This is a genomic window from Empedobacter brevis NBRC 14943 = ATCC 43319 (genome assembly GCF_000382425.1).
In the GTDB taxonomy this organism is placed as follows: domain Bacteria; phylum Bacteroidota; class Bacteroidia; order Flavobacteriales; family Weeksellaceae; genus Empedobacter; species Empedobacter brevis.
Genome location: NZ_KB908296.1, coordinates 222,431 through 235,558 on the forward strand (window position 1 = coordinate 222,431; position 13,128 = coordinate 235,558).

Genomic DNA, 13,128 nt, shown 5'->3' on the forward strand with positions numbered 1-13,128 from the left:
AAAAACCTGCTCAATTGAGCAGGTTTTTTTAATTTCTGTCATTAGAGAGTTTCTTCTTTTTTATAAAGTAGTAATTTATTGTGAAATGATACAATCCTTTGATCCTTACTTCAATTTTCAAGTGAAATACAATTTCTGATTCCGTATTTTAATTTACATGAAATTTTGAAAATAAGAATAGTAAATATTAAGACTGTGTAACAACGACTTAAAATTTCGTGAAAAATCTGTTTACTATGGTCATTGATTCTAGTGATTTTCTTTATTTTAGCTCTTCAACCAAATTGTATGAAAAAACTTTTTCGAATTGTGTTAAAATGTTTAGGTGTATTGCTCTTGTTAGTTGTCATCTATTTGCTGGCGGTCGTTTTATTGCCATTAATTACTGTGAACAAAGAAAAGCACAATGCCAATCATGAAATAACAGTTTATATTTTAACGAACGGAATGCATACAGATATTGTTGTTCCTGTAAAATCAGAACTGATCGATTGGTCTGCATTTGTTCCTTTTTCAGATACAAAATCAAAGAAAGAATACGCATACATAGCTTTTGGTTGGGGAGATAAAGGATTTTATTTGGATACACCAGAATGGAAAGATTTAAAATTTTCTACTGCTTTTAAGGCTGCTTTTTGGCTAGGAGATTCGGCTATGCATACAACATTTTATGATAAGATGACAGAGGGAGAGGGGTGTAAACGTATTGAGATGAGCCTAGAAGAATATGAAAAGTTGGTCGGTTACATTAAAGATTCTTTTGACTTGAATCAAAATAAAAAAGTGGAATTAATCAAAACAGATGCTGTTTATGGCGATAATGATTCTTTTTATGAAGCAAAAGGAAGTTATAATTTATTTTTCACTTGTAATACTTGGACAGCAGATGCTTTAAAAGTGGCAAATAAAACGGCTCCTTTATGGACAGCAACGCAACAAGGGATATTTTATCATTACAAATAATACGTGAATAAAAATTTTTATATTTTTTTTGAATTATTTCTAATTCATTTTCAAAGAGTTGTTTGTTTAAGCGACTTTCAGAACGAAAAAAAATAGTTTTAGGATTTGGAAGTAATAAAATTTGCTCTATATTTGCATCACAATATCGATAACGATACTCCTCCTTAGCTCAGTTGGTTAGAGCATCTGACTGTTAATCAGAGGGTCCTTGGTTCGAGCCCAAGAGGAGGAGCAAAAAAGACAATCAAATTGATTGTCTTTTTTTATTTTGTATTAATTTCTACTGAATGAGAGTTTAACCAATTTTTGGCCATTTCAAAAGCTGAAATACTTTTATCAGATTGGATTGGCTGAGCTTTTAGAGCTTTTAAATAATGTTGATTAACTAAATCTATGGTATACCGCTGGGCTTGTTTCAGTTGCTGGTTTTCTCGATTTGATTGATAGTAATCGTTCTCATGTATAAATTTAAAATAATCACTTACTAATTCCCATAATTCAGGTATTCCTTTCCCGATTAAACCAGAACCAACAATGGACTTTCTTTTCCATTGCGATGATTTTGTAGGTAGAAATTGCAAAGAGCGAACGATATCCAGTTTTGCATCTTTTACCAGTTTTTCTTGGAAAGAATCTGATTTGTTTACAAAAATTAAATCTGCCATTTCCATAATCCCTCTTTTTATACCTTGCAAATCGTCTCCGGAACCGGGAAGCTGAAGAAATAGGAAAAGGTCTGAGATTTCATTTACAAGAGTTTCCGACTGACCTACGCCCACAGTTTCAATTAAAATATTTTCGAAACCGGCAGCCTCACACAGTAAGATTGCTTCATAAGTACGGGACGTAATTCCTCCTAAAGAACCATTAGAGGCACTTGGACGGATATAAGCATTATTTTCTCTAGATAAATCCTCCATACGTGTTTTATCACCTAAAATACTGCCTTTTGATAGAGAGCTACTGGGGTCAATTGCCAGAATAGCAACTTTTTCACCTTGTTGGAGAATGTATTTTCCTAAAGATTCGATGAATGTACTTTTTCCAACACCTGGGATTCCGGTGATTGCGATTCTTTTAGATGTGTTTGAAGTTGGTAATAGACTGATAATCTGATGAGCTGAATTTAAGTCATCCAATCGATTACTTTCGGCAAGAGTTATGGCTCGTGAGAGAGCGAATCGATCGCCGTCTTTTATTTTTTGAGCAAGTAGTTCAGGTTCTATTTTTCGCATAAGACTAAATCTTATTTTAAAGATAGAATCTTCATCAAGAATAAAAAAATATGAAATTTTAAATAGAAGTTATTTTATATAGATCGTCTTTTATTGTTGTTAATAAAAATATGTTTGATGTTTTTTATCTGATTGTAATAGTGAGTGTTATTCTTTAATGAATGAGAATTATGATTTTTTTTGCTCTTCTTTTATTCTTTTTATGAAAACTGAAGGTGATTCGTCCATAATCTGTGTGAAAATTGTTGTAAAAGTACTGTGGGAAGTAAATCCGCAATCACTAGCTAAATAACTTACTTTTGTATTTATGTAAGAGGATTCATTCTTTAACCGGTTCACGATATAATTTACTCTTAATTCATTCAGGTAAGAGTTGAACTGTTTTTGACGATGTACTTTAATGATTTCAGAAAGATATTTTGTGTTTGTTTCGAACTGTTTTGACAATGTTGCCAGGTTAATATCTTTTTTGATGAAACCTTTATTTTTCTCGAATAATTCTAACTTTTTTAGCAAATCATTTTCGGTTTTAGATGAAATGTTAAGATTACTGATAGTTTTTTCTTCTTGAAGAATATCTTCATGAACATTTATAGGTTTAGTGGGTATTGCTGGTTTAGCTAACGTTTCTTTGTTTTCTATTATAGGTTTAGCTTTTTCAGGAGCTAAGAAATGGTCTTCAATCATTTCTTGCTTTTTATTTTTAGAGACAAAGTAAATGATTAGGCCTAAAAGAATTAGGGCTGAAATTATGAGCGAAATGATCATCCAAGTTTCCATTATGTAAAATTTTTATTCCGAATAAATAAAATTAAATTGATTAATAATCAGTGAAATAGTTGATTTTAAATCATCATTAATGAAGTAAAAATACTTTGAAATATTGAAATAAAAAAAAGCTAACTTATGAGTTAGCTTTTTTTTGAAATTCGTCTTTGTCCGGAGAGCAGCCGCAGCCTTTTGAGCAACCACCACCTTTTGAGCTGAATGAATTTCGTATTAACTTTACAACATACCAAACTGCAAATCCGAAAAGGAATGCAATAAAAATATATTGTAGCCATATATTATCCATAATTTTATTTTAAAAAATGATAAGCAATAAATGCAACAATGTATGCCAAGCCAGTCATAAACCCTGTCTGAATCAATGTCCATTTCCAAGAATTTGTTTCACGCTTTACAATTGCAATTGTACTCATACACTGCATTGCGAAAGCATAAAATAATAACAATGAAACTCCGGTTGCAAGATTATACGCAGGCTGTCCTGTATTTTGATTAATTTCAGCTTGCATACGATGAAGTAAACGATCTTTTTGTCCATCGTCTTCAACATCAACCTCGCCTAGGCTATAAACAGTTGACATTGTTCCGACAAAAACTTCACGTGCAGCAAATGATGAAATTAAACCAATTCCCATCTTCCAATCATATCCTAAAGGTTCTACAATTGGTTCTATAACAGCTCCTAATCTTCCTAAATATGAATGTTCTAATTTATAAGATGCAACTTCATTAGCTAAATCTTCTTCATTCATTTTTGGATGATGAGCAGTTACAATTTCCTCTGCATTTTTGAATTTTTCTCCAGGTCCAAATGTTCCTAAAACCCAAAGAATAATTGAAATTGCAAATATTATTTTACCCGCATCAATTAAGAAGCCTAATGTTTTTTCCCAAACATTAATTACGACATTTTTCCAATCAGGAAGTTTGTATGTCGGCATTTCTAGAATAAGGTAACTTTTATGTTTTGCTTTGATAATCAAATTAAGTAATACGGCACTTCCTAATGCTCCTATAACACCTAAGATATACATCACAAATAAGGCCAAAGCTTGATAACTGAAACCGAGTATCTTTTCGTCGGGAATGACTAAAGCAATCAGAACGATATAAATAGGTAAACGAGCAGAACACGTCATAAATGGTGTAACAAGTATTGTTAACAAACGTTCTTTGTCATTTTCAATGTTACGTGCTGACATGATTGCCGGAACAGCACAGGCAACTCCGGAAATTAAAGGAACAACACTCTTACCACTCAGTCCAAAAGGTTTTAACCATCTGTCCATTAGGTAAACAACGCGACTCATGTAACCAGTTTCTTCCATGATCGAAATGAATAAAAACAAAATGGCAATTTGAGGAACGAAAACAGCAATACCTTCTATACCGGGAATAATAGCACCGCCTATAATTTCGCTGATAGGACCTTCCGGAAGCAAGCTGATTGCCTTTTCATCAATCCAGCCAAATAAATCTTCAACCATTGTCATTAATGGAGCAGACCATGTATAAACTGCCTGAAAGATTAACAATAAAATTCCTAGAAAGATAATATATCCAAAAATCGGATGGATTAATGTTTTGTCAATTTTATCTGTTAAAGTTTCATTTCCTTCAAAATTGTAGGAAATAATATCTTCTAATTTATCATCTAAAATTTTATTACGATCCAATGCTTCTTTAACCTGTAATCGTTTTGAGACTAAATCCGCTTCTTTTTTTATCGTATCTAATTTACTCAGGTTTTCTTTCGATTGGAATGAAATTTCTTTCTGAGAAAGATATTGCCAAGCCAGGTAATCTGATTCTAGTTGAAATTCTTCTTTTACTTTCTGTACGACAGAAGAATATTCTCTCGGGATTTCATAACGATGAGAGTATGGTGTAGCATTCTTCGTGAAAGCTTCTACCAATTCATCAAGACCTTCGCTTGTACGAGCATTAGTAAGATATATTTTTGTTTGAAGAAAATCTTCTAACTTTTTCAAGTCGATATTCAGACCCTTACTTTTGATTTCGTCTTTCATATTAATGACGAAAATAGCAGGAACACCCAAATCACGAACTTGTTGATACAATAAAATTGAACGCTTCAAATTAGAAGGTTCTCCAATGACAACAGCCAAATCAGGGAAATGATCATTGGTTTTGTCTCCTAACGTCTTGAAAACAATTTCCTCATCCAGCGAACTAGGGTAAATTGTATACGTTCCGGGGAAATCTGTAATGAAAAATTTATTTCCATTTCGTTCAATATTCCCTTCTCGTTTTTCAACTGTTACACCAGGGTAGTTACCTACTTTCTGGCGAAGATTTGTAAGTTTATTAAATAACGAAGTCTTTCCAACATTTGGGTTACCAATTAAGGCAATTTTATAATGATTCATTATTTTTTTGTTATCAAGATTTTATCAGCTTCATTTCTTCTTAGTGCCAAAACAGATTTGTTTGATACAATACTGATGCAAATAGGACCGCCAAAAGGAGCCTTATTTTTAACAAGTAAATTTGTACCGGGAATAAAACCCATTTCATAAAACTTAGCAGGAATATCTTCGGTACTAAACCCTGTTACAACTGCTTGTTCGCCAATTTTTAAATCTTTTAAAGAATAATTTTCAATCATTTCTACCAATCTATCTATGAATTATCTCAAAGGCAAAGATACTTATTTTTAATTAATCCAAATAGAAGATATGTCATAGTTTTTTTATCTTTCTAATTAAATTTCAATCAATTCAAGTGTTTAAATTCAAAATTTTGGTTATCTTTGCACTCAATTTTCATTTATAAACATTAATTTATGTACGCAATTGTAGAGATAGCAGGGCTTCAATACAAAGTTGAAAAAGACCAACAATTGTTTGTAAACCGTTTAGCTGGTGAAGCAGGAGACGAAGTAAAATTCGATCGTGTTTTATTAACAGATAACGGAGCAATCACTGTCGGCGCCCCAGTTATAGACGGAGTTACCGTAGTAGCTAAAATCGTTGAACACGTGAAAGGAGACAAAGTAATCGTTTTCAAAAAGAAAAGAAGAAAAGGTTACCAAAAGTCTAACGGTCATCGTCAACAATTCACTAAAATTGAAGTAGCTTCAATCGGTTAAGATTGAGCTGAGATTAATTATTAACTCTTAAAAACAAAACGAAATGGCACATAAGAAAGGGGTCGGAAGTTCGAAAAATGGTCGTGAATCACATTCGAAACGTTTAGGTGTTAAAATTTTTGGTGGACAAGCAGCAATCGCTGGTAACATTATTGTTCGTCAAAGAGGTACTCAACATCATCCTGGTGATAATGTAGGAATCGGTAAAGATCACACATTATTCGCTTTAGTTGACGGAAAAGTAGTTTTCACTAAAAAACGTAACGATAGATCTTACGTTTCAATTGAACCATTATCTTAATTGATAATTCGACAGCGAAAACGCTAACAATATAAAAAAGCTCATCCATTGGATGAGCTTTTTTGTTTTATAAATCTGAAATACTAATTTCTGTCTGAGTAATAATTAAAAATTCAAACCCAAGAGTTGGTTGGGAGTAGTAATAATGATGTTGATTATTTTTGAGAGTTTCTAATAAATCAATTGGTAAATACTTTATATTCTTTTCAATATAATCTTTTTTATATTCAAGAAAAATATTGAAATCATTCGTATATTCTATCGTATTTTGAATGTTTTCTTTATGAAAACTAGAGAAATCTTGCCAAATAATATCATTAAAAGTTATTTTCTTAGTTGGATTTTTTTCAAAAGGCAGATAACCAAGATGAAGTGTAATTGATTTGTTTTTGAAATCGATACTCAAATCAAAAACTGTTAAATCCCCTATTAATTCTGTTAGTTTTTCTGTATTCATCTTAGTTCTATTAAATTTAAAATTACAACTTATTTCAACAAAAAAAGCATCCAATCTCTTGAATGCTTTTGATTTTATATTTGATGAGAAGCTTCATTTCAAAAATTATTCTTCTTCTTCCGTTTCAATACCCCATCCCTGCGCTGTCAACGGAACCATTTGCTCACTTCCGCGTGTAATCAAATAATTTTCTTCGTTTTTCCCGGTTACATGGCCAATCACCGTTAAATGTGGATTTCCTTTGATTTTTTCAAAATCTTTTTGGTCAATGGTAAACAGCAATTCATAATCTTCTCCACCGCTTAATGCACACGTAATGGGATTGATTTTAAACTCTTCAGCTGTACGAATGACAATAGAATCCAATGGAATTTTTTCTTCATAAATATTAAATCCAATACCACTTTCTTTTGATAAATGAATAATTTCAGAAGATAATCCATCCGAAATATCAATCATAGAAGTAGGTTTTACTTTCAGTTCTTTTAAAAGGTTGACAATGTCTAATCTTGCTTCCGGTTTCAATTGTCGTTCGACTAAATAAGAATATTGTTCTAAATCCGGTTGATTGTTAGGATTCACTTTAGAAACTTGTGCTTCGCGTTCCAGAACCTGTAAACCAAGAAAAGAAGCGCCTAAATCTCCTGAAAGAACAACCAGATCATTTTCTTTGGCGCCATTTCTATAAGCCAAATCTTTCTCAGGAGCCGAACCAATTGCTGTCATACTTAACACAAGCCCGCTGACAGATGAAGTTGTGTCTCCTCCGACAATATCGATGTTGTATTTGTCGCAGGCATATTTCATTCCGTTGTAAATTTCGTCCACCGCTTCTATTGTAAAACGGTTTGAAATTGCCATCGAAACCAACAATTGTTTTGGAATTGCGTTCATAGCTAAAATATCGCTGATAGCCGTTACAACAGCTTTGTATCCCAAATGACGCAATGGCATATACGACCAACTGAAATTAACGCCTTCTACCAACATATCAGTTGATACGACAATTTTATCTTTTTTGAAGTCAAGAACGGCCGCATCATCACCAATTCCTTTGATAGAGCTTTCTAATTTGATGGGAAAACCTTCTTTGATTTGATTAATTAAACCGAATTCGCCGATTTCTGCCAAACTAGTTTTTGAAATATTTTTATCTTCTAACATCTGTTTATTTTAGGGATTGAAAAAGTGATGGATCTACATTTTCTGAGCGGAAAGGTAAATTGATAATGTCTTGTTTTGACATTGTTTTAATGGTTTTACCTTCAAATGATTTTTGTATATTTTCTAACATTTCGATTGGAGGAGCCTGCATTTTACGTTTTGTCATCGAAAACCAAACACCTGTCAATTCAGAATGACAAAGATGTGTTCCATCTTGATTATATAAATTGTGAATAAACTGATAAATCATACCATCTTCTGACATTCCGCCAATTTCTACAGAGATGTAAATTTCTTCACCTTCCATCGCTTCTTTGAAAAAAGAAAATTGTTCATGTAAAATCGCAGGACCAATTCCGTATTCAGCCAGATTTTTCATCGAAACACCATAATCTCTTAAAAAAGCAATTCGCGCAAAACTTGTAAAATTCATGTACGAAGCATTTGCTAAATGACGATTCGCATCCAAATCAGACCAGCGAACAATGGTTTTCTGAAAATATGTATTATTCATGAATTGAAAATTATTTTAATTGCAAAGTTACGGATTAGAATTTACACGAAAATGATTAATATTTTTAATCACATCAAATAGAAAAAAACAATAATATTTAACATCAAATTAAATGCTAAGTCTTTATTATTTTGTATATTTAAAGAGCTATTAAACAGTGAGATTATGAAAAAAATATTATTTCCGACAGACTTTTCAGAAACTGCAAATAATGCGTTTTTATATGCTTTAAATTTGGCAGAAAATCAAAATGCAGAACTGTATGTTTTACATGCATTTCAATACCCAATGGTGAGCGGAGGAGTTGATGCGACAATCTTACAAAATGTATATGATACAATAGAATTGAATAATTTCGAAAATCTGAAAGATCACATTCCGTTCTTACGAAAAATGGCAGAAGACAATGGTTTTTCATCTATTGATTTGAAATTTTTTATAAAAGAGGGAATGCTTTCGTTTGTTTTACCAACTTTTATAGAAGAAGAAAAAGTGGATTTTGTCGTAATGGGGACTACAGGTAATACAGGTTTTGATAAAGTTATTTTTGGATCGAATACCATGAATGCGATCAAACATTTGAAAATTCCGGTTTTAAGTGTGCCAAACGGATACAAATATAAAGGAATCAATAACATTGGTTTCACAACAATTTTTCAGGATAAAGACCGTAAAGCATTAGATTATTTAACAGAAATCGCATACAGGTACAAAGCGAAAGTGCATTGTCTGCATGTATCGAAAGATGGTAATTATGACATTCCAACACTTAATCATTGGAAAGAATATTATAAAGATGAACCAGTGGATTTTTCTATTTATACCACAGAAGAGTCAGTTGATGCGGTTTTAGAATTCATCAAAGAAGAGAAAATAGATTTGTTAACTGTGGTGAGCCGAAATAAAGGCTTCTTTGAAAAATTATTTTCTCCAAGTTTTACAAAGAAAATTCTTTCTCAAAATATAGTGCCGCTATTTGTTTTTCATGAATAATATAATTTATAGTGAATAAAGAAAGCTCAATCTGTGTAAATAGATTGAGCTTTTTTCGTGTCGAAATAAAATTATTCGTAACTTTTGACTACAAAACACGAAAAAATGAAAAAAATATTGTTCCCAACAGATTTTTCTGAGACTGCCAATAATGCATTTTTATATGCTTTAAACCTTGCAAAAAGTATAGATGCACAGGTTTATGTTTTACACGTTTACGAATTACCTATGATAACAGGAAGTTTAAGCGCCGGCTTAATTCAAAATGTTTATGAGACGGTAGAATTAGGAAGCTTTGATAATTTTAAAGATAATATTCCACAATTAAGACAAATTGCGGATGAAAATGGATTGAATGAAATTCCGGTTAAATTTATTTTAGAAGAAGGAAATTTTCTTTACATCTTAAGAGAGATTATCGGTGAAGAAAGTGTCGACTTTGTTGTGATGGGAACAGATGGTAATTCTGGAATAGAAAAAATGCTTTTTGGATCGAATACGATTAATGCAATTACATCGATGAAGATTCCGATTTTAAGTATTCCGAAAGCGATGTCTTTCAAAGGATTTAAAAATATTGGCTTTACAACTGTTTTTGATCAAAAAGACAAAGATGCTTTAAAATATCTGATTGAGATTGCAAATCGTCACCAAGCTAAAATTCATTGTATGCATGTTTCTAAGGATGGTAAATATGATGAACAGGCACTGAAAGATTGGCAAGATCAATTTGCCGGAGATCCAATTGTTTTCGAGATTTATCATGATACGGATCCTGTAAATGCGGTGTTGGATTTTATCAAGGAAAAACAAATTGATCTATTGACTGTGGTGAGTCGAAACAAAGGTTTTTTTGATAAAATATTTTCGCCGGGATTTACAAAGAAAATCGCGAATAAAAATATTACACCTCTGTTTGTTTTTCATGAACAAAAAGTATAAAAGGGAATGTGAAAACATTTCCTTTTTTTATTAAAATTTCTGTTAAAAATAAAATTTTACCTTTGTTCCGTGAAAAAAATAGCCATTGTAGGAGGTGGTGCAGCAGGATATTTTGTTGCAGCAAACCTTGGAAAAACTGTAGGACAACAAACTGTATTGTTTGAACAAGCAAATTTACCGCTGCAAAAAGTACGAATTTCGGGAGGAGGAAGATGTAATGTGACACATGCTTGTTTTGATCCGTTGGATCTGGTCGAATTTTATCCCCGAGGAAAAAAAGAATTGCGAAGTGTTTTTCATGTTTTCCAACCAGGAGATACAATGGCTTGGTTTGATGAACGCGGTGTCGAATTAAAAATTGAAGAGGATAACCGTATTTTTCCTGTGAGCGATTCTTCGCTTTCTATTATAGAAGCATTGACAAAAGCCGTAGATGAAAATAAAGTTCAATTGAATTTCTCGGAAGGTGTACAAGAGATAAGCAAGGTAGACGGAGGGTATGAATTAATGACGAAATCGGGAAAACAATTTTTTGAAACGGTGATTATAACAACCGGAAGCACCCCTAAATTTTGGAAAAGCCTGAAGAGTTTAGGGTTGCAGATTGTTCAACCTGTTCCTTCATTGTTTACATTTAACTGCAAAGATCCCCGCATTGAAGGTTTGATGGGAATCTCATTTGAAAATGCAGAAGTAAAAATCAATCAGCAAAAATTAGACGCTGAAGGTCCTCTTTTAATTACACATTGGGGATTTAGCGGTCCGGCTATTTTAAGATTATCCGCTTGGGGAGCATTAAAGCTAAATGAAAGTAAATATAAATTCGAAGCTGAAATTAACTTTGTGAATCAATCCAAAGATGAAGTGATTTCTTTCTTAAATGATAAGAAACAGGCTGATGCAAAAAAGAATGTTCATAAGAATAACCCGTTCGATTTTCCGAAACGTTTTTGGTTCAGTATTCTAAATTATTGCCGTGTAGATGAAAACAAAGTGTATGCAGATTTATCAAAGAAACAAGTGGAAGCAATTGCGATTGAATTGACACAAGGAATGTATCAGATAAATGGAAAAAGTACATTCAAGGATGAATTTGTAACAGCTGGAGGGGTAGATTTAAAAGAAATTGATTTTCATTCGATGCAAGCGAAAAAGCTACCGCATTTATTTTTAGCAGGAGAAGTGTTAAATATTGATGCCATTACAGGAGGATTTAATTTTCAGGCATGTTGGTCTGAAGGATACATTATATCTGAAAAAATTAAAGAAATTTATCAATAGTGTATATTTTACACAAGTATTATTATGGCTGAAAGCCTTAAGAATAAAGATTTTTTTAAAATTTATTATGTTAACATAACATTATTATAAAATTATGTTATTTTTGTTAGAAGGTATTATTAAAAACGAACAAAAAATATGAAGAAAATTTTCTTAACATTAGCATTTATCGGCTTATCTACATCTGCATTTGCAGGAGGTTACCGTGTTGCTTTACAGGGAGTTCGCCAAGCTGCTTTGGGAGGAACTTCTGCGACGCAGACTCGTGATGCGAGTGTGGCGTTTTATAACCCTGCCGGATTAGCTTTCGTAGACAGTAAATTGAGTATTGCTGTCGGAGGTTTTGGTGTAAAAACTGACGTAAAATGGCAAGACCCGACAACTTTGCAAAAAGCTGAAACGGATAGTAAATTGGGAACACCAATGTATTTAGCGGTGAGTTACAAACCTGTTGATGACTTAGCAGTAGGGATAAGCGTAACGACACCGTTTGGAAGTTCGGTTACCTGGCCGGAAGATTGGCAGAATAAAGCGAATATCACGCATATTGATTTAAAAGCATTTAACATTCAGCCAACTGTGGCTTACCGTTTTTCTGATTGGTTCAGTTTAGGTATCGGCTTTATCTACACACACGGAACAGCGAAATTAGAAAAAGTACAAACTGTTGCCGGAAATGATATTAAACTAAAACTAGAGGACAAAGATGCTCATGGTTTAGGGTTTAATGTTGGGGCAATGTTCAAGCCAACAGAGAAATTTGGTGTAGGATTAGCATACCGTTCAAATGTTGATGTTTCTGCAAACAAAGGAGACGTTACATGGACGAATGTGCCTTCCGGAATAGCCTCTAATGTGCCTTTCAATACAGATAAATGGAACACAACTTTACCACTACCATCTGAATTTACTTTCGGGATGTCGTATAAAATCTTACCTCAATTGGAAATCTTTGGAGATGTTGTTTGGCAAAACTGGACACGTTATAAAAGTTTAGATATCAATTTATACAATGATGCATCAAACACTTTTTACACGTCATCTTCTCAAAAGAATTGGAAAGACAATACATTGTTCCGTTTTGGAGCTGAATATACATTCAATGATATGATTGTAGGACGTGTTGGGTATTACCACGATAAATCACCTGTTCCGGCAGCATACTGGTCTTCAGAAACACCAAGTTCTAATTTAAACTCTGTTTCTGCAGGTGTAGGATTTAAATTTAACAATGGATTTTATTTAGATCTGTTTGGTTCTTATGTACAGGGAGATGAGAGACATATTGACAACATCGAGCAAAATTTCTCAGGAGATGTGAAGATGCGTGCAATTAACTTTGGTTTAGGACTAACGTATAATCTTAAATAACACTAC

15 protein-coding genes and 1 tRNA gene are annotated in these 13,128 nt (G+C 32.7%); 8 read left to right on the forward strand and 8 right to left on the reverse strand.

Annotated elements, in window-relative coordinates; all coding sequences use genetic code 11:
* The first annotated feature begins 288 nt into the window (after window positions 1-288).
* Together H277_RS0111025 and H277_RS0111030 are read left to right on the forward strand one after the other, a co-directional pair.
* On the forward strand, window positions 289-963 hold the full coding sequence (locus H277_RS0111025; protein WP_019975654.1) for a TIGR02117 family protein: 675 nt from the start codon (window positions 289-291) through the stop codon (window positions 961-963).
* A gap of 158 nt (window positions 964-1,121) precedes the next feature.
* A tRNA-Asn gene (locus tag H277_RS0111030) sits at window positions 1,122-1,195 on the forward strand.
* A 31-nt stretch (window positions 1,196-1,226) separates the two neighbouring features.
* Here H277_RS0111030 and meaB read toward each other — a convergent pair.
* The 5 genes from meaB to H277_RS0111055 all read right to left on the reverse strand — a co-directional run bounded on the left by meaB (window position 1,227) and on the right by H277_RS0111055 (window position 5,616).
* Window positions 1,227-2,198: a methylmalonyl Co-A mutase-associated GTPase MeaB gene (gene meaB / locus H277_RS0111035; RefSeq protein WP_019975655.1), complete on the reverse strand. Its 972-nt coding sequence runs from the start codon at window positions 2,196-2,198 to the stop codon at window positions 1,227-1,229.
* Window positions 2,199-2,366: 168 nt separating this feature from the next.
* The gene (locus H277_RS18965) at window positions 2,367-2,978 is read right to left on the reverse strand and encodes a helix-turn-helix domain-containing protein (protein ID WP_019975656.1); all 612 of its coding nucleotides are present in this window, start codon (window positions 2,976-2,978) and stop codon (window positions 2,367-2,369) included.
* A gap of 124 nt (window positions 2,979-3,102) precedes the next feature.
* Window positions 3,103-3,273, reverse strand: coding sequence for a hypothetical protein (locus H277_RS20200; RefSeq protein WP_019975657.1), 171 nt, complete (start codon window positions 3,271-3,273; stop codon window positions 3,103-3,105).
* Between the two features lie 4 nt (window positions 3,274-3,277).
* A complete protein-coding gene (gene feoB, locus H277_RS0111050; RefSeq protein WP_019975658.1) occupies window positions 3,278-5,377 on the reverse strand; it encodes a ferrous iron transport protein B in 2,100 nt (699 codons plus the stop codon).
* A complete protein-coding gene (locus H277_RS0111055; RefSeq protein WP_019975659.1) occupies window positions 5,377-5,616 on the reverse strand; it encodes a FeoA family protein in 240 nt (79 codons plus the stop codon). The genes feoB and H277_RS0111055 overlap by 1 nt, the downstream gene beginning before the upstream one ends.
* A gap of 177 nt (window positions 5,617-5,793) precedes the next feature.
* Between H277_RS0111055 and rplU the strand changes: the two genes are divergently transcribed.
* Together rplU and rpmA are read left to right on the forward strand one after the other, a co-directional pair.
* The gene (gene rplU / locus H277_RS0111060; RefSeq protein ID WP_019975660.1) at window positions 5,794-6,099 is read left to right on the forward strand and encodes a 50S ribosomal protein L21; all 306 of its coding nucleotides are present in this window, start codon (window positions 5,794-5,796) and stop codon (window positions 6,097-6,099) included.
* 43 nt (window positions 6,100-6,142) lie between these two features.
* A complete protein-coding gene (rpmA, locus tag H277_RS0111065; RefSeq protein ID WP_019975661.1) occupies window positions 6,143-6,400 on the forward strand; it encodes a 50S ribosomal protein L27 in 258 nt (85 codons plus the stop codon).
* Between the two features lie 67 nt (window positions 6,401-6,467).
* Here rpmA and H277_RS0111070 read toward each other — a convergent pair whose 3' ends face one another.
* The 3 genes from H277_RS0111070 to H277_RS0111080 form a co-directional block, all read right to left on the reverse strand.
* The gene (locus H277_RS0111070) at window positions 6,468-6,857 is read right to left on the reverse strand and encodes a hypothetical protein (RefSeq protein ID WP_019975662.1); all 390 of its coding nucleotides are present in this window, start codon (window positions 6,855-6,857) and stop codon (window positions 6,468-6,470) included.
* Window positions 6,858-6,962: 105 nt separating this feature from the next.
* Window positions 6,963-8,021, reverse strand: coding sequence for a thiamine-phosphate kinase (gene thiL / locus H277_RS0111075; RefSeq protein ID WP_019975663.1), 1,059 nt, complete (start codon window positions 8,019-8,021; stop codon window positions 6,963-6,965).
* 4 nt (window positions 8,022-8,025) lie between these two features.
* Window positions 8,026-8,535 (reverse strand): acyl-CoA thioesterase, encoded by a 510-nt coding sequence (locus H277_RS0111080; RefSeq protein ID WP_019975664.1) that lies wholly within the window; start codon window positions 8,533-8,535, stop codon window positions 8,026-8,028.
* Between the two features lie 165 nt (window positions 8,536-8,700).
* Here H277_RS0111080 and H277_RS0111085 point away from each other — a divergent pair, with 165 nt between their 5' ends.
* From H277_RS0111085 to H277_RS0111100, 4 genes are all read left to right on the forward strand, one after another.
* On the forward strand, window positions 8,701-9,528 hold the full coding sequence (locus H277_RS0111085) for a universal stress protein (RefSeq protein WP_019975665.1): 828 nt from the start codon (window positions 8,701-8,703) through the stop codon (window positions 9,526-9,528).
* A 105-nt stretch (window positions 9,529-9,633) separates the two neighbouring features.
* Window positions 9,634-10,470 carry a universal stress protein gene (locus H277_RS0111090; RefSeq protein ID WP_019975666.1) on the forward strand — a complete coding sequence of 279 codons (837 nt, stop codon included), beginning with the start codon at window positions 9,634-9,636 and terminating at the stop codon, window positions 10,468-10,470.
* A gap of 69 nt (window positions 10,471-10,539) precedes the next feature.
* Window positions 10,540-11,751, forward strand: a complete 1,212-nt coding sequence (locus H277_RS0111095; protein WP_019975667.1) for a BaiN/RdsA family NAD(P)/FAD-dependent oxidoreductase — start codon at window positions 10,540-10,542, stop codon at window positions 11,749-11,751.
* A gap of 138 nt (window positions 11,752-11,889) precedes the next feature.
* Window positions 11,890-13,122 (forward strand): OmpP1/FadL family transporter, encoded by a 1,233-nt coding sequence (locus tag H277_RS0111100; RefSeq protein ID WP_019975668.1) that lies wholly within the window; start codon window positions 11,890-11,892, stop codon window positions 13,120-13,122.
* Window positions 13,123-13,128 lie beyond the last annotated feature (6 nt).

Bases quoted from the DNA above. Each gene is read 5' to 3' on its own strand.
- H277_RS0111025 (WP_019975654.1), top strand. From the start codon at position 289: ATGAAAAAACTTTTTCGAATTGTGTTAAAATGTTTAGGTGTATTGCTC.
- meaB (WP_019975655.1), bottom strand. From the start codon at position 2,198: ATGCGAAAAATAGAACCTGAACTACTTGCTCAAAAAATAAAAGACGGC.
- H277_RS18965 (WP_019975656.1), bottom strand. From the start codon at position 2,978: ATGGAAACTTGGATGATCATTTCGCTCATAATTTCAGCCCTAATTCTT.
- H277_RS20200 (WP_019975657.1), bottom strand. From the start codon at position 3,273: ATGGATAATATATGGCTACAATATATTTTTATTGCATTCCTTTTCGGA.
- feoB (WP_019975658.1), bottom strand. From the start codon at position 5,377: ATGAATCATTATAAAATTGCCTTAATTGGTAACCCAAATGTTGGAAAG.
- H277_RS0111055 (WP_019975659.1), bottom strand. From the start codon at position 5,616: ATGATTGAAAATTATTCTTTAAAAGATTTAAAAATTGGCGAACAAGCA.
- rplU (WP_019975660.1), top strand. From the start codon at position 5,794: ATGTACGCAATTGTAGAGATAGCAGGGCTTCAATACAAAGTTGAAAAA.
- rpmA (WP_019975661.1), top strand. From the start codon at position 6,143: ATGGCACATAAGAAAGGGGTCGGAAGTTCGAAAAATGGTCGTGAATCA.
- H277_RS0111070 (WP_019975662.1), bottom strand. From the start codon at position 6,857: ATGAATACAGAAAAACTAACAGAATTAATAGGGGATTTAACAGTTTTT.
- thiL (WP_019975663.1), bottom strand. From the start codon at position 8,021: ATGTTAGAAGATAAAAATATTTCAAAAACTAGTTTGGCAGAAATCGGC.
- H277_RS0111080 (WP_019975664.1), bottom strand. From the start codon at position 8,535: ATGAATAATACATATTTTCAGAAAACCATTGTTCGCTGGTCTGATTTG.
- H277_RS0111085 (WP_019975665.1), top strand. From the start codon at position 8,701: ATGAAAAAAATATTATTTCCGACAGACTTTTCAGAAACTGCAAATAAT.
- H277_RS0111090 (WP_019975666.1), top strand. From the start codon at position 9,634: ATGAAAAAAATATTGTTCCCAACAGATTTTTCTGAGACTGCCAATAAT.
- H277_RS0111100 (WP_019975668.1), top strand. From the start codon at position 11,890: ATGAAGAAAATTTTCTTAACATTAGCATTTATCGGCTTATCTACATCT.